Raw genomic sequence first — 15,767 nt, 5'->3', positions numbered from 1 at the left:
CGCGCGCAGCGTGTGCGCTCGGGCACCCGCCGCCTCAGCCGCCGGTCGAGGCGCGCACGACGAGCTCGGGACGGAACCTCACATTGCGCTCGCGCACGCCCTGCGGGTCCTCCAACTGCGCCAGCAGCAGGTCGACGGCGGTGTAGCCGATGACCGACGCGGGCTGGCGCACCGAGCTGAGCGGCACGACCGTCGCTGCGGCGAAGTCGATGTCGTCGTAGCCGATGACGGCGATGTCGTCGGGAATGCGCACGCCGGCCATGATCGCGAGGGCCTGGATGGCACCGACGGCCAGCAGATCGTTCGCCGCGAAGACCGCATCGGGGCGCTCGGACGGACGGCGCTCGAGCAGTGACGTTGCGGCGCTGCGGCCCGCGAGCACCGTGAGGGAGGGGCACTCCCACACCTCGATCGTCGCGCCGGGCGTCTCTTCGACCGCGCGGCGGGCCCCCTCCAGCCGGTCGGAGACCTGCCTGATCGAGAGGGGCCCCGCGATGAAGGCGATGCGGCGGCGCCCGCCGGCGAGCAGGTGCGCCGCGGCGACGTATCCCCCCTCCACGTCGTCGACCGACACGGAATCGAACCCGGCACCCGGCATCTCGCGGTCGACGAGCACGACCGGCGTGCCCGCGTCGCGCAGCCGCGCGAGCCGGGCGACGTCCTCGGTCGTCGGCGTGATCAGCACGCCGTTGACACGCTGCTCCCGGAACAGCTCGAGATAGCGGCCCTCCCGCTCGGCATCCTCGTCGGCGTTTCCCAGGAGCACCGACATGCCCGCTTCGTCGGCGCGGGCCTCGGCGCCGCGCGCGACGGCGGCGAAGAACGGGTTCGCCGTGTCGAGGACGATGAGGCCGATGCTGCGGCTGCGCCCCACCCGCAGCTGCCGGGCCGCGTCATTGCGCACGAATCCGAGGCGCTCGATGGCCTGCGTCACACGCTCCACGGTGTCGGCCGAGACCTTGTGCGGACGATTCAGCACGTTCGAGACGGTGCCCACAGAGACCCCCGCGGCCGCGGCCACGTCTCGCACGCTCGCTGCCAACCCGGTCCTCCCGTTGCGTGCGCGCTGTCGGAACGTGGTGGACACGCACCCACGAATGTCCTGCGACAGTACCGCAGCGAGGCGATCGTCATCGCCGCACGGTTGTCGGGAACGGCGACGGCGGGTACGATTGAATCGATTCACAGCCCAAGGAGCCCTCGATGACGAGCACGAACGGCACACGCGTCTGCTTCCGCCTGCAGATCCGGCCCGAGATGCTCGACGAGTACATCGCGCGCCATACGCCGGTGCGCCCCGAGATGCTCGCCGAGATCGCGGCCGCAGGACGGCGCAACTACTCGCTGTTCCTCGGCGAGGGCGGCATGCTCATCGGCTACTACGAAACCGACGACGACCGGGCCGCACAGGCCTACCTCGACGCCTCGCCCATCGCCGCGGCCTGGGAGGCCGAGATGGCCCCGTTCTTCGTCGGGCTCGAGGGGCGCCCCGACCAGGCCGCCACGCCCCTCACCGAGATCTTCCACCTCGGCGACCAGCTCGCCGCTGTGTCCGCACCGACAGAAAGCGATCACCGATGACGACGCCAGAGACCACCACGCTGAGCCCCGACATCCTCACCGCGCTCGAGGGCCAGGCCATCGAGCTGCCGTCATGGGCGTTCGGCAACTCGGGCACGCGGTTCCGCGTGTTCGGCACGCCCGGCACCCCGCGGGACCCATACGAGAAGATCGCGGATGCCGCGCAGGTCAACCGGCACACGGCGCTCGCCCCGAGCGTCGCGCTGCACATCCCGTGGGACAAGGTCGACGATTACGCCGACCTGCGCCGGCACGCCGAGGACCACGGCGTGGTGCTGGGAACGGTCAACTCCAACACCTTTCAGGACGAGGACTACAAGTTCGGCGCGCTCACGCACAACGACGACGGCATCCGGCGCAAGGCGATCGATCACCACCTCGAGTGCATCGACATCATGCACGAGACGGGTTCGCGCGACCTCAAGATCTGGCTCGCCGACGGGTCGAACTACCCGGGCCAGAACGACCTGCGCGCCCGGCAGGACCGTCTGCACGACTCGCTGCAGCAGATCTATGCGCGCCTGGGCGACGAGCAGCGCCTGGTGCTGGAGTACAAGTTCTTCGAGCCGGCGTTCTACCACACCGACGTTCCCGACTGGGGCACCTCGTACGCGCAGGTCGCCGCACTCGGCGACAAGGCGATGGTGTGCCTCGACACCGGGCATCACGCGCCGGGCACGAACATCGAGTTCATCGTCATGCAGCTGCTGCGCCTCGGCAAGCTCGGCTCGTTCGACTTCAACTCGCGCTTCTACGCCGACGACGACCTCATCGTCGGCGCGGCCGACCCGTTCCAGCTGTTCCGGATCCTCTTCGAGGTCATCCGCGGAGGGGGGCTGAACAACCCCGACGTGGCATTCATGCTCGACCAGTGCCACAACATCGAAGAGAAGATCCCCGGTCAGATCCGCTCGGTGCTGAACGTGCAGGAGATGACGGCGCGCGCGTTGCTCGTCGACCACGAGGCCCTGGCCGCGGCGCAGGTGGCGAACGACGTTCTCGCGGCCAACGCGGTGCTGATGGACGCCTTCTACACCGACGTGCGACCCGCCCTGGCGCAGTGGCGCGAGTCCCGCGGACTGCCGGCCGACCCGATGGCGGCGTATGCGGCATCCGGCTACCAGGCCCAGATCAACGCCGACCGTGTGGGCGGCGCTCAGGCGGGCTGGGGCGCGTAAGCCCTCCGCCCGCCGCCGACGCCCCGACAGCGCACACCTCGAACAAGGAGACCTCTCATGACCAGCCCCGCCGTCAGTGACCTGATCGCCCGGTCGAACCGCCTGGGTGCGGATGCGAAGAACACGAACTATGCGGGTGGCAACACCTCCGCGAAGGGGTCGGAGATCGATCCGGTCACGGGCGAGCCGGTCGAGCTGCTGTGGGTGAAGGGCTCGGGCGGTGATCTGGGCACGCTGACCGAGAAGGGTCTGGCGGTGTTGCGGCTGGATCGGATGCGGGCTCTCGTGGACGTGTATCCGGGGGTGGAGCGCGAGGACGAGATGGTCGCGGCGTTCGACTACTGCCTGCACGGCAAGGGCGGAGCGGCGCCGTCGATCGACACGGCGATGCACGGGCTGGTGGATGCGGCGCACGTGGACCACCTGCACCCGGATTCGGGGATCGCGATCGCGACGGCGGTGGATGGTGAGCAGCTGACGCGCACGATCTTCGGCGAGAAGGTCGTGTGGGTGCCGTGGCGGCGGCCGGGGTTCCAGCTGGGGCTCGACATCGCGGCGATCAAGAACGCGAACCCGGATGCCGTGGGCTGCATCCTGGGCGGGCACGGCATCACCGCGTGGGGCGACACGTCGGAGCAGGCCGAGGCGAACTCGCTGTGGATCATCGACACAGCCGCCGCCTACATCGACCAGCACGGCGCGGATGCCCCGTTCGGCGGGGTGCGCGCCGGTTTCGAGCCGCTGCCCGAGGCTGAGCGGCGCGCGAAGGCCGCGGCTCTGGCGCCCACCATCCGGGGGTTAGCGTCGACGGACAAGCCCATGGTCGGGCACTTCACCGACGACGCGCGGGTGCTGGAATTCCTGGCGTCCGAGAACGCGCCGCGGCTGGCGGAGCTGGGGACCAGCTGCCCCGATCACTTCCTGCGGACCAAGGTCAAGCCGATGACCCTCGACCTGCCCGCGGGGGCGTCGGTGGAGGATGCGATCGCGCGGCTGGGTGAGCTGCACGAGAGCTACCGGGCCGACTACCAGGCGTACTACGACGCGCACGCGACGGCCCAGTCGCCCGCGATCCGCGGCGCGGATCCGCTGATCGTGCTGGTGCCCGGGGTGGGCATGTTCAGCTACGGCGCGAACAAGCAGACCGCCCGGGTGGCAGGCGAGTTCTACCTCAATGCGATCAATGTGATGCGCGGCGCCGAGGCGCTGTCGACGTACGCGCCGATCTCGGATGCGGAGAAGTTCCGCATCGAGTACTGGGCGCTCGAAGAGGCCAAGCTGCAGCGCATGCCCAAGCCCAAGCCGCACCAGGGGCGCATCGCGTTCGTCACCGGCGCGGCATCCGGCATCGGCAAGGCGATCGCCACGCGGCTCGCCGCCGAGGGGGCGTGCGTCATCGTGGCCGACCTCGACCTCGAGAAGGCGCAGGCCGCCGCCGCGGAGCTCGGCGGCACGGATGTCGCCATCGGCGTCGCCGCGAACGTCGCGGATGCCGAGGGCGTGCAGTCTGCGATCGACGACGCGGTGCTGGCCTTCGGCGGTGTCGACCTGATCGTCAACAACGCCGGCCTGTCGCTGTCGAAGCCGCTGCTCGAGACGACCGAGAGGGACTGGGACCTGCAGCACGACGTGATGGCGAAGGGGTCGTTCCTGGTCTCGAAGGCCGCCGCGAAGGTGCTGGTCGAGCAGAAGCTCGGGGGCGACATCATCTACATCTCGTCGAAGAACAGCGTGTTCGCCGGGCCGAACAACATCGCCTACTCCGCGACGAAGGCCGACCAGGCGCACCAGGTGCGGCTGCTGGCCGTCGAGCTGGGCGAGCACGGCATCCGCGTCAACGGCATCAACCCCGACGGCGTCGTGCGCGGGTCGGGCATCTTCGCCTCGGGCTGGGGCGCGAACCGCGCCGCCACCTACGGCGTCAAAGAAGAGGAACTCGGCCAGTACTACGCCAACCGCACGATCCTCAAGCGCGAGGTCGTGCCCGAGAACGTCGCCGACGCCGTCTTCGTGCTCACCGGCCCCGAACTCTCGCGCACCACGGGCCTGCACATCCCCGTCGACTCCGGCGTCGCCGCCGCCTTCCTCCGATGAAGGCGGGCGATCCGGCAGCCCTCCCCCTTCCTTTTGGGCTGCACTTCTCGGCCGCGGCGGCACTGATAGCCTCCGCCCGCGCCGAAAAGTGCAGCCGCGGCGGAGGGGAGACCCGGCCGTGACCGGCGGCTCCGGTGGTCACGGGGGCGGACGCGGTGGCGCCGTCGCGGCCGTCGACCTGGGCGCCACGAGCGGGCGGGTGATGATCGGACGCCTCACCGACGGCATCGTCTCGCTCGAGGCCGTCGCGCGCTTTCCGAACGGTCCGGTACCGCACGCAGACGGGCTGCACTGGGACTTCCGCGCCCTGTTCGAGCACATAGTGACGGGTCTCGCCGAGGCCGTCGCGCGCGAACCGCAGCTCGCAAGTATCGGCATCGACTCGTGGGCCGTCGACTACGGCCTGCTGCGCGACGGCGAGCTGCTCGCCGAGCCGTTCCACTACCGCGACGACCGCACCGAAGCCGGCGTGGACCTCGTGCACGCCCTCGAGCCGTTCGACGAGCTCTATCGCCGCAACGGTCTGCAGTTCCTGCCCTTCAACACGCTGTACCAGTTCGCGGTCGACGCCCCGGTGGCCGAGGCCGACACCGCACTGCTGATCCCGGATCTGGTCGCGTATCTGCTCACCGGCGCGCGCGTCGCCGAGCGCACGAACGCGTCGACGACCGGGCTCGTCGACGTGGCTCACGCGAGCTGGGACACCGCTCTCGCCGAGCGCATCGGCATCCCGCCCACTCTGCTGCCGGATCTGGTCTCACCGGGCACGCACCTGGGCAGGCTCACCCCCGAGCTGACCGCCCGCGTCGGCGCGCCTCTCGACGTCGTGACGGTCGGCTCGCACGACACCGCCTCGGCCGTCGTCGCCGTGCCGATGGCGGATCCCGCGACGTCGGCCTACATCTCGTGCGGCACCTGGGGTCTCGTGGGGGTCGAACTCGAGCAGCCGCTCGTCACCGATGCCGCGCGTGAGGCGAACTTCACCAACGAGGGCGGCGTCGACGGCCGCGTGCGCTTTCTGCACAACGTGACCGGCCTGTGGCTGCTCAGCGAGACGCTGCGCGCGTGGGAGGACGAGGACGGCGCCGCCATCGACCTGCCGGCGCTGCTGGATGCCGCGGCCGGCGTCGACGGGCCCGTTCCCCTCTTCGACGCGAACGACCCGAGCCTGTCGGCGCCGGGAGACATGCCCGCCCGCATCGCGGCCGTGCTGCGATCAGCGGGAGCACAGGCGCCCGTCGGACGCCCCGCCTTCGTGCGCGCGATCATCGAGAGCATCGCCCAGGCCTTCGCCGACGCCGTGCACACCGCTGCGCGCCTGACGGGCCGGCGGCTCGAGACGGTGCACATCGTGGGCGGCGGGTCGCTCAACCGTCCCCTCTGCCAGGCGACGGCAGACCGCACCGGGCTGCCCGTGCTCGCCGGCCCGGTCGAGGCGACCGCGCTGGGCAACGTGCTCGTGCAGGGGCGCGCGCTCGGATGGTTCGGCGACGACGCGACGCTCGAGACGCTTCGCGCGACGGTGGCCGCGTCCGTCACGCCGGTTGGCTACGAGCCCCGCAATGGGGGCACGTCGTTGTAGTCCCGGCCTCGCCCGACCAGCACGTGGCGGTCGCCGATCTCGATGTGGTGGGGTCGAAACCGAGCCATTCCCCACGTCCCCCGACGTTTTCACGCCCCGGATGTGAGCCGGGCTGACCACACCGGTGGTGCCGCTCGGCTCATCGACCCCGCTGCTCGCGCACCGCATCGGGCGGCACCGGCTCATCGTCGAGGTGGAAGACCTCCTCGAGCACGACGAGCGCCGAATCCGCGTTCTCCTGGGTGGCGAACAGCGGCGCCATCGACTCCTGCCATCGGGCGTTGACATCCGTCGCGGCCATCAGCGCGAGCGCGGCGTCAAGCGTCAGCTCGGACTCGAAATAGCCGATCAGCAGACCGTCCGCCCGCAGGAACAGAGAGTAGTTTCGCCATCCGGCCTCACGCAGTGCCTGCTGCATGCGAGGCCAGACCGAGGTGTGACGCCGTCGGTACTCCTCGAGATGCTCGGGCGAGACCTGCAGCTGAAAGCAGTAGCGATTCATCGCGCACCCGGGCCGAGCACACCCTTGGTGGAGTCACCCAGGGGTACGGCGTCGAGGAACCACACGTCGTACGGGCGCACGAGGAGATCAGCGTTCAGCTCGTTGAGACGCGCAAGCGGCGCCCCGGTGGCGTGTGCATCCAGATCGGCCTGCGTGGCCCACCGCTCGATCATGATGACGGTGTCGCCCTTGTGCTCGAGATGAGCAGCGTACAACTCGCACCCGGGCTCGGCGTGCACGAGGGCGGACACCTCACGGAAAGCATCGATCACACGCGACCCGCAGCCGGGCTTGGCCGTGAGCACCGCGACAACGGAGACAGGCATCTCACACCGCCCGAAAGTCGATGCCGAGCAGCGAGGCCGCGGCGCGGTAGGTACCCGAGCGGTGACCGAGCGAGAGGCTCCAATGGTGCCCGACACCCGTGGCGGACCACTCATCCACCCACTCCCCGGGGTCGCGGCCGAAGTCGACCCGACTGGTCGTGTTGCCGATCTCGAGGAGCGGGCCCGGAACGACTGTTCCCTCGGAGACGATGAACGACATGGATCCGTCCCTGTCCTGGCCGAGGCCGAGGAGCGTCACAGGACCGTGTTGAACGTCGAACTCGACCGAGACCCCCCAGCCGCGCTTGCCGTGATAAACGCCGAGACCCCTCAACAACGGGTCCCGGGAGGACACCGCAAGATGCGCAGGGCCGTCATGGCCCATCTCGACCACGCCGTCCTCGAAGTTGAGCGCCTGGATCTCGCAGAACGAGCCGCCCGCGCCGACGACTTGCGTGGCGAGTTGGGCGAGCGTCGTCCGCAACTCGTACTCGCCCGTGGTCGGGATGCCTCGCCCGGTCAGGAGGGAGGCGCCGAGGATCATGCCGGCTCCGAGCCGCTCGTGCTGTTCCCCGTCGAGCCCTCGGTGGTAATAGGCCAGGCTGTCGAGCTCGAAGTCCTCGACGAGCCGATCGAGCCCGACGGATACGCGCGCACCCCACGCGAAGTCGTCGTCGACGATCGTGTCGTCGAGGGTGAAGATCTTCCTGGCCAGCGCCATGCGCTCGGACGCTTCGGCCTCGGTCACGGCGTCGACCCGAACACGCAGATCGTCGAACTCCAGCACCTCGACGTGTGAGCCGAATGTCGCGGGCAGCAGCGTCAGGTCCGTCGAGACGTCGAGCATGCCCGGGTAGAGGTGTCCCATCAGCCCGTGGCGCGCATGCCTCAGCGCAGCGCGCACATGTGCGGCCGAGATCCACTCCTCGATCCGCATCCATGCCGACTCCTGACGCAGCCAGCCCGACACCGACCGGAAGGGGATGCCGGCGCGGCCGAACACGTTGCCGACCTCTGGCACGGGGCACTGACCGCAGTAGGCGAGCCATGCGCCGGTGTCGAATGAGGCATGATCCATCTTCTCGGTCGGCTGGAGGTCGATAACGAGGATCGGCGCTCCCGAACGCTGAGCGATGGGCAGCACCATCGAGCTGGTGAGATAGGTCGTGAGAAACAAGACGATGAGGTCGCAATCCGCCCTGCGGAGCAGTTCTGCTGCGGCAGCGCCCTCCTGCGCGTCCGAGATGAATCCCGCGTCGGCCACCTCGGCATCCATCTCGGCGAATCGTTCGGAGACATACCGTGACGACTCCTGCAGCTGCGGCAGCAGCCCCGGGAACTGCGGCCAGTACGTACCCAGTCCACCGGCGACGAGACCGATGCGGGGCTTGCGGCGCTGCGTCGCAGGCAGCAGTCGGGCGAGTTCCGCGTGGGCGCCGTCGATCATGGTGTTCTCCTTCGTGAGCGTGCGAGTCTCGGATCCGCCGAGGATCGAGCCGGGGTCGCAGGGCACGCACAGCGGATGCCCTTCGAGCCCGGATCGAGTGGGTGCCGGGGCCGGTAGAGCCGACCCCGGCACCAGGTGGATCAGAAGTCGTAGTCGTCGATGTTGTCCGCGTTGAAGACGGTCGGGGGCCCGACGATGACGACACCGTCGGGGCCGACCTCCTTCTCGCCCAGATCTCCGGCGTCGAACGTGTCACCCTCGGCCCCGGTGATCGAGCCGTCGGCAAGCGCCATCCCCGCGAATGCCGCCACATAGCCGAGTTGTGCCGGGTCCCACAGCGCGAACTCGGTCACCGTGCCGTCCTCGACGAAGGAGCGCATCTCGTTCGGCAGACCGAGACCGGTCAGGGCGACCTCGCCCTTGTACTCCGAGGTGGAGAGGTATCGGGCCGTTGCCGCGATGCCCACGGTCGTAGGCGAGATGATTCCCTTCAGGTCGGGGTGCGCCTGGAGCAGCCCCTGAGCCTCCTGGAAGGACTTGGTGTCGTCATCGTCTCCGTAGACCTTCGCAACGAGCTCGATGTCTGCGTACTCCGGGTTCGATGCGAGCTCCTCCTCCATGAAGGCGATCCACTCGTTCTGGTTTGTGGCGTTGGCGGTCGCAGACAGGATCGCGATCTCGCCCTCACCACCGATCTGCTCCGAGATGAGCTCGAGCTGGATCAGAGCGACGTCTTTCGCGACAACCTGGCTGACGAACAGATCGCGGCAGTTCAGATCGGAGTCGAAGCCGACGATCTTCGCTCCGGCGGAGCGCGCCTCCTCGACGGCCGGGCACACAGCATCCGGGTCGTTCGCGGCGATCACGAGGACGTCCGTGCCGGCTTGGGTCTCGGCATTGATGAACGAGACCTGACTGGATGCACTCGCATCGAGCGGCCCGACCACCTCTGATGCCGCGAAGCCCGCCGCTTCGGCGCCGTCTTCTCCTCCACCCAGCACGACGTCGGTGTACGGGTTGTTGAGCTGCTTCGGGATGAAAGTGATGCTGAGGTCTTCCATGCCGCCACCATCGGCGGCTCCGCCCCCCGCATCGCCACCTCCCGCGCACGCGGTGAGAGCGAGTGTCGCCGAGGCGACGAGTGCCGTGATGAGAGCGAGTCGCCCTCGGCGACCTCGATTCAGGTTCAACTCCATTGTTCTTCCTTTCGCAGGGCGCCTGGTGCTAGGCGCCGACCGTTCCCGAGGACGTGCCCTGGGGAAGTTCGTGTCGCATTCGTCGCTCATGCCGCCAACGGGCAAGCGCGGAGGTGATGCTCGGGATGATGACCGACACGATGAGCAGCGCGCCGGTGACGATGATCAGCACGACATCCGAGACTCGTCCCAGACGAAGCGCGTAGTTGATGGTGCCGATGAGCAGGACGCTCGCCACGACACCCGGAATCGAACCCTTGCCACCGAATATCGACACCCCTCCGAGGAGCACAGCCGCGATGACGGTGAGTTCGAGACCTGCCGCGTTGTCCGAGCGCGCGCTCGAGTAGCGAAGGGTCCAGTAGATTCCGGCGAGACCGGCGACCAGACCGCTTGAGACGTACAGCCAGAACTTGGCGCGCTCGACGTCGATGCCGACGAATCGCGCGGCCTCCTTCGAGAAGCCCATGGCGTACAGCCCGCGTCCGAAGGGCGTGAAGTGGAGCAGGACCCCGAAGACCACGATCACGACGAGAGCGATGAGCATGACGGTCGGGATGCCGGTGGCCCCGAGCTTGGAGGTGACGAACTGGTTGAGCGCGGGGGGAAAGTTCGCGACGGCGTTGTCACCGATCACGACGAGGGCGAGCCCGCGGAAGAGTGCCAGCGTGCCGATGGTGACGGCGAGCGACGGGAGCCCCACCACGGCGACGAGGAAGCCGTTGAATGCGCCGGCCACCATGCCGACGACAAGGCTCAGGACGAGCGCCGTCCCGATGTCGAGGCCCCCTTCCCAGAGCACGCCCAGCACGGCACTGGTCAACCCCGCGATCGAGGCGACCGAGAGGTCGATCTCGCCGGTGATGATGATCAGCGTCATCGGCATCGCCATGAGGAGCACGGGGACGACATCGAGGAGCAGGAAGCCGGTCGTCACCGGGGATGCGAATCTCGGCACGGTGAGGCTGAAGATCGCGATCGTCGCGAAGAGAACGTAGATCATGATCGCGTCGCGCCCCAGCAGCAGGCGCGACACGCCCGTACGTCCCTTCGGTTCTTCGGCGAGGGGTGTCGACGTCGATTCGGGAGTCAGAGTCGTCGAGGTTTCGGAATCACTCATCTCGGGCCTCACTGAGTCGGAGTCGGCGGGCCGTTCGCAAGGCGCTGACGCGATCGATGACGATCGCCAAGAGGATCAGGATGCCGACGATGGCCTGTTGCCAGAATTTGTCCACGCGCACGGCGGTCAATGCGCTCGTGATCGTTGTCAGAAGCACGGCGCCCAGCGCCGCGCCCACCACGCTCCCCGACCCTCCGAAGATCGCGACACCGCCGACGACCGCCGCGGCGACGACGTCGAGCTCCATGCCCGTACCCGTGGTCGCGCCCACCGAATTGAATCGGGCCGTATAGAGCACGCCCGCGAGGCCTGCGAGCAGACCATTGCCGACGAAGGCCACGAAGACACGGCGTCCGACCTTGATGCCGAACAGCTTCGCTGCGGCGGGGTCGGAACCTATGGCGTACAGGTCACGACCGGACCGCGCACCGACGAGGTACACGGCGATGGCGGCGACGGCGACCAGAGCGACCAGAGTAATGATCGGAAAGCCGACGATCGTGTCGACGGCGAGCGCGCCGAAGGCGTCGGGGCGATCATCCGCGAAATACTGGGTGCCTCCGGCCCACCAGTTGTTGAAGCCGCGGTACACGTAGAGCGTGCCGAGCGTGATGACGAGTGCGGGAACGCCCGCGACGGTGACGAGGAACCCGTTGAAGGCGCCCAGCAGGGCCCCGAACGCCAGTCCTGCCGCGAAGACGACCCAGATCGGTATCCCCGGCACGTTGGCGAAGAGCGTTCCCGTCATGAAAGCGACCAGCCCCAGAATCGACCCGACCGAGAGATCGATGTTGCGCGTGATGATCACGAGCGTCTGGCCTGCAGCGAGGATCATCATGATCGTCGCGTTGAGCAGCAGATCCTTGACGCCCTGAGGAGAAAGGAACAGCGGGTTGGCGAGGTAGGTGAGGAGGACCAGCGCGATGAGCGCGACAGTCACGGGAAGCTCACGCGTCCGAAGCACGCTCGTGAGCCACGGCGTTCGGGTCGAGGCGGACGTCGAGGCCGGAGTCTTCTGCACGACGGTCATGAGCGACCTCCGGATCGGCTGTTGGCCGCAGCGTGCGTGGCTGCGTGCATGACGGATTCGGGGGTCGCATCACTGCGGTCGATAGTCGCGGTCACGCGACCTTCGCGCATGACGACGACCCGATCGGCCATGCCGAGGACTTCGGGGAGTTCGCTCGAGATCATCAGGATGGCGATGCCTCGCCCGGCGAGGTCGGACAGAAGGCGATGAACCTCCGATTTCGTGCCCACGTCGATACCTCTCGTCGGCTCATCCACGATGAGCAGGGACGGCTGCGTCGACAACCATTTCGCCAGCACGACCTTCTGCTGGTTTCCCCCCGACAGAGTCGAGACCGCGTACTCCAGCGACCCCGACTTGACCCGCAGCCGCTGAGACCATTCCGCAGCGCTCCGACCCTCCCGTGCCGCCGAGATGATGCCGAATCGAGCAAGCCTGTCGCGCAGGGCGAGCGTGACGTTGCGCGAGACCGAGAGATCCATGACAAGACCCTGCTTGCGCCGGTCCTCGGGGACGAAGCCGATTCCGGCGTCGATCGACTTCTGAACGGATCGACGCGGGAGCCGAGCCTCGTTGAGCGTCACCGTCCCCTCGTCGTAGCCGTCCACGCCGAACACCGCGCGCGCGACCTCGGTCCTGCCTGCACCGACCAGACCCGCCAGCCCGACGATCTCTCCCGCACGCACCTGGAACGAGATGTTCGTGAAGACCCCGACGCGAGTGAGTCCTTCGACGGTCAGCACGGGTTCGCCGATGTCGGCGGGCGTCTTGGGGAAGAGCTGATCCACGTCACGACCGACCATCTCACGGACGATGCCTTCGATCGTCGCCGAAGCTGTGTCGTGGGTCGCGATGTAGCGCCCGTCCCGCATGACGGTGATCCGATCCGTCAAGGCGAAGACTTCGTCGAAGCGGTGCGAGATGAACAGGATCGCCGCCCCCTCGTCACGCAGTGAACGTGCGACCTCGAACAGGCGATCGACCTCCGCCCCACTCAAGGCGGCCGTCGGCTCGTCCATGACGAGCACGCGCGCGTCCATCGAGATCGCCTTGGCGATCTCGATGATCTGCTGATCGGCGATCGACAGACCCGCCGCCGGACGGTCAGGGTCGATCGGGACTCCGAGTCTGTCGAAGAGCGCACGCGCATCGTCGCGCATCTCGCTTCGCCGGATCAGACCCATACGGCCCCGCGGCTGACGGCCGATGAAGATGTTCTCGGCGACCGTCAGGTCGGGGAACAGCGTCGGCTCCTGATAGATGACCGAGATGCCTGCAGCCTTGCTGTCCGACACGCTGCGGAACGATACCGGTCTGCCGTCGATCTCGAACACACCGGCGTCGGGATGGTGCACGCCGGCGAGGATCTTCACGAGCGTCGACTTGCCGGCACCATTCTCGCCCACGAGTGCGTGAATCTCACCCGCCTCGAGGACGACCGTGCCGTCGGCCAATGCCACAACCGGACCGAACGTCTTGACCGCTCCGCGCAACGCGAGCACGGCGCGGCCATCGTCGGCGGCAACATTTCGCTGCTTCATCTTGCGTGCATCACCTCCCCATCGAGTGATTTAATCGATTAAATCTTCTTCAAGACTAGTGTCTCAGGCCTTGATGTCAAGCACGAGCTTGGTCATTCCACGCGTGAGCGTGCCGATAGCATCGATCGAGCGGGAAGTGCGAGGTGGTGATGGCCGCGACGAAGGGCCTCGGGCTCGCACGGGTCGCCGAAGCAGCAGGCGTCTCGGTCGCGACGGTGTCGAACGCCATCAACCGTCCGCATCTCGTCGCCGAAGCCACGCGCGCCCGCATCGTCGATGCGATGAATGCCCTCGACTTCGTCCCCAACCGCGCCGCTGCAACTCTACGCATGGGGTCGAACCGGCTGCTCGGTCTTGTCGTCCCCGAGATCGTGAACCCGTTCTACGCCGCGATCACGGAGGCGATCGCGGTGGAGTCCGGCGCACGCGGGTATGCGCTTGCCCTGTGCGTCAGTCACGACGACCCCGTAGCCGAGCTACGGCACTTCGAGATGCTCGCCGAGCATCGCGCCGCCGGCGCCATCGCGGTGCCGCTCGGCGCGTCGGCGGATCGACTCACCCAGCTCCAGATGGTGGGAACCCACCTCGTGCTGATCGACCGCATCGTCGACGAGCACAACGGGTGCTCCGTGGCGATGGACGACGTGCTGGGAGGCCGGATGGCGGCAGAGCACCTTCTCGGTTCGACCGCAGGCGAGGGCATCGCTCTCGTCAACGGGCCGCACACGATTCCCCAGTGCGCCGACCGCCGGCGCGGTGTGATGCAAGCGCTGCACGCGCGCGGAGCGAGAGACGAGGTCGTCGAATTCGAGAGTCCGCACATGACGGTCGAGGAGGGTTTCCAGATCGGCCGGCGCATCGCATCCACGAACAGCCCGCGCCGGATCTTCTGCACGAACGACCAACTGGCGCTCGGTGTCATTCGCGGTCTGCGCGACTCCGGACTCACGGTGCCCATCGACGCACGGGTGGTCGGCTTCGGGGACCTGACTCTCGCGACCGAAGGCGACACCCAGATCACGAGCATCGCCCAGCCGAAGGCCGAAATGGGGCGCGCGGCCGTGCGCAAGGTGCTCAGCGAGATCACCGATGGCGATCAGCATCGCCATACGGTCACGATGTTCCCGCCCGAACTCGTCGTGAGAAACTCTGCACCGCTCCCCTAGCACGCGTCCTCGGCAGGCGTAGCGTGGATGCTGCTGCGCAGACTCCCCGCGCAGCCCCAGCCGAGGAGAGTGCATGAAGCCCCGTTTTCGCGTGATCATCGACAACGACTTCTCGGGCGACCCCGACGATCTCTATGCACTCGTTCACCATCTGCTGAGCCCCTCCGTCGAGATCCCGTTCATCGTCGGCTCGCACCTTCGGCCCGGAGACCACTTCGACCCCAGCACCAGCCAGGCCGACAACGCGGCCCGCGTCGCCACGGAATGGGCGGGCCTGCTCGGCAGCGACGTGCCGGTCATCGCCGGCAGCAACACCGGTCTCGCCGATCCTCGGACGCCGGTGCCGAGCGCCGCCTCCGAGGCGATCATCCGGGAGGCGCTGCGCGACGACACCGAGTTGCCCTTGTTCATCGCGGTCGGCGGCGGGATGACCGAGCTCGCCTCGGCGGTACTGACCGAGCCCCGCATCGCGCAGCGCCTCACGGCCGTGTGGATCGGCGGCGAGGAGCACCCCGGTCTCGGGTTGCCTTTCCCCGCCGCACCCCAGACCGAGTACAACCTGGCGATCGACCTGCCGGCGGCGCAAGCGGTCTTCGACTCCGACGTGACACTCTGGCAGGTGCCGCGCGACACCTACCGGCAGGCGCTGATCTCGCGCGCTGAGATCGAGGTGCGCGTCCGCTCGCACGGTGTCGTCGGACGGCGCCTCGCCGACGCGATCGACGAGCTCGCGCGGTCCGTCGAAGAGCACTTCCCGATGGGCGAGACCTACTGCATGGGCGACCAGCCCCTCGTGCTGCTGACCGCGCTGCATTCCGCGTTCGAGTCGGATCCGTCATCCAGCACGTACGTCACGCGGCCGACGCCGGCGATCGACGAGCGGGGCCGCTATGTGCACCGCCCCGACGGGCGTCCGATGCGCGTGTACACCGCGATCGACAACCGCCTGATGTTCGAGGACTTCTATGCCAAGCTCGCGCTGTTCGCCGCGCGCTCGGGGTAGG

At 68.1% G+C, this 15,767-nt stretch carries 14 protein-coding genes and 1 pseudogene; 6 read left to right on the top strand and 9 right to left on the bottom strand.

Features of this window, described 5'->3' with window-relative positions:
- Positions 1-34: 34 nt before the first annotated feature.
- Positions 35-1,042 carry a LacI family DNA-binding transcriptional regulator gene (locus M4I32_RS06660; RefSeq protein ID WP_319033697.1) on the bottom strand — a complete coding sequence of 336 codons (1,008 nt, stop codon included), beginning with the start codon at positions 1,040-1,042 and terminating at the stop codon, positions 35-37.
- Positions 1,043-1,203: 161 nt separating this feature from the next.
- Here M4I32_RS06660 and M4I32_RS06655 point away from each other — a divergent pair, with 161 nt between their 5' ends.
- From M4I32_RS06655 to M4I32_RS06640, 4 genes are all read left to right on the top strand, one after another.
- Entirely contained in the window at positions 1,204-1,581 is a 378-nt protein-coding gene (locus M4I32_RS06655) for an L-rhamnose mutarotase (RefSeq protein WP_319033696.1), read from the top strand.
- Entirely contained in the window at positions 1,578-2,759 is a 1,182-nt protein-coding gene (gene rhaI, locus M4I32_RS06650) for an L-rhamnose isomerase (protein WP_319033695.1), read from the top strand. Before M4I32_RS06655 ends, rhaI begins: the two co-directional genes overlap by 4 nt.
- A gap of 57 nt (positions 2,760-2,816) precedes the next feature.
- Positions 2,817-4,853, top strand: a complete 2,037-nt coding sequence (locus M4I32_RS06645) for a bifunctional aldolase/short-chain dehydrogenase (RefSeq protein WP_319033694.1) — start codon at positions 2,817-2,819, stop codon at positions 4,851-4,853.
- Positions 4,854-4,971: 118 nt separating this feature from the next.
- Positions 4,972-6,435 carry a rhamnulokinase family protein gene (locus tag M4I32_RS06640; protein ID WP_319033693.1) on the top strand — a complete coding sequence of 488 codons (1,464 nt, stop codon included), beginning with the start codon at positions 4,972-4,974 and terminating at the stop codon, positions 6,433-6,435.
- Here M4I32_RS06640 and M4I32_RS15210 read toward each other — a convergent pair.
- From M4I32_RS15210 to M4I32_RS06605, 8 genes and pseudogenes are all read right to left on the bottom strand, one after another.
- Positions 6,402-6,508 (bottom strand): annotated as a pseudogene (locus M4I32_RS15210) (transglutaminase family protein); the annotation flags it as partial. The gene M4I32_RS06640 and the pseudogene M4I32_RS15210 sit on opposite strands and share 34 nt — an antisense overlap.
- A gap of 66 nt (positions 6,509-6,574) precedes the next feature.
- Entirely contained in the window at positions 6,575-6,937 is a 363-nt protein-coding gene (locus tag M4I32_RS06635; protein ID WP_319033692.1) for an L-rhamnose mutarotase, read from the bottom strand.
- Positions 6,934-7,263, bottom strand: coding sequence for a putative quinol monooxygenase (locus M4I32_RS06630; RefSeq protein WP_319033691.1), 330 nt, complete (start codon positions 7,261-7,263; stop codon positions 6,934-6,936). The genes M4I32_RS06635 and M4I32_RS06630 overlap by 4 nt, the downstream gene beginning before the upstream one ends.
- Before the next feature lies 1 nt (position 7,264).
- Positions 7,265-8,710 (bottom strand): L-fucose/L-arabinose isomerase family protein, encoded by a 1,446-nt coding sequence (locus M4I32_RS06625; protein WP_319033690.1) that lies wholly within the window; start codon positions 8,708-8,710, stop codon positions 7,265-7,267.
- A gap of 140 nt (positions 8,711-8,850) precedes the next feature.
- Complete coding sequence (locus M4I32_RS06620; RefSeq protein WP_319033689.1) at positions 8,851-9,906, bottom strand: rhamnose ABC transporter substrate-binding protein; 1,056 nt, start codon at positions 9,904-9,906, stop codon at positions 8,851-8,853.
- A gap of 28 nt (positions 9,907-9,934) precedes the next feature.
- Positions 9,935-11,026, bottom strand: a complete 1,092-nt coding sequence (locus tag M4I32_RS06615) for an ABC transporter permease (RefSeq protein ID WP_319033688.1) — start codon at positions 11,024-11,026, stop codon at positions 9,935-9,937.
- Positions 11,019-12,056 carry an ABC transporter permease gene (locus M4I32_RS06610; RefSeq protein WP_319033687.1) on the bottom strand — a complete coding sequence of 346 codons (1,038 nt, stop codon included), beginning with the start codon at positions 12,054-12,056 and terminating at the stop codon, positions 11,019-11,021. Before M4I32_RS06610 ends, M4I32_RS06615 begins: the two co-directional genes overlap by 8 nt.
- Positions 12,053-13,597 carry a sugar ABC transporter ATP-binding protein gene (locus M4I32_RS06605; RefSeq protein ID WP_319033686.1) on the bottom strand — a complete coding sequence of 515 codons (1,545 nt, stop codon included), beginning with the start codon at positions 13,595-13,597 and terminating at the stop codon, positions 12,053-12,055. The genes M4I32_RS06610 and M4I32_RS06605 overlap by 4 nt, the downstream gene beginning before the upstream one ends.
- Positions 13,598-13,746: 149 nt before the next feature.
- Here M4I32_RS06605 and M4I32_RS06600 point away from each other — a divergent pair, with 149 nt between their 5' ends.
- Positions 13,747-14,763: a LacI family DNA-binding transcriptional regulator gene (locus M4I32_RS06600; RefSeq protein ID WP_319033685.1), complete on the top strand. Its 1,017-nt coding sequence runs from the start codon at positions 13,747-13,749 to the stop codon at positions 14,761-14,763.
- A gap of 73 nt (positions 14,764-14,836) precedes the next feature.
- Positions 14,837-15,766, top strand: coding sequence for a nucleoside hydrolase (locus M4I32_RS06595; protein ID WP_319033684.1), 930 nt, complete (start codon positions 14,837-14,839; stop codon positions 15,764-15,766).
- Position 15,767: the final 1 nt, after the last annotated feature.

Origin of the sequence: Microbacterium sp. LRZ72, from assembly GCF_033792225.1 — a bacterium.
In the GTDB taxonomy this organism is placed as follows: Bacteria; Actinomycetota; Actinomycetes; order Actinomycetales; family Microbacteriaceae; genus Microbacterium.
This window is presented reverse-complemented; position numbering and strand designations above follow the sequence as displayed.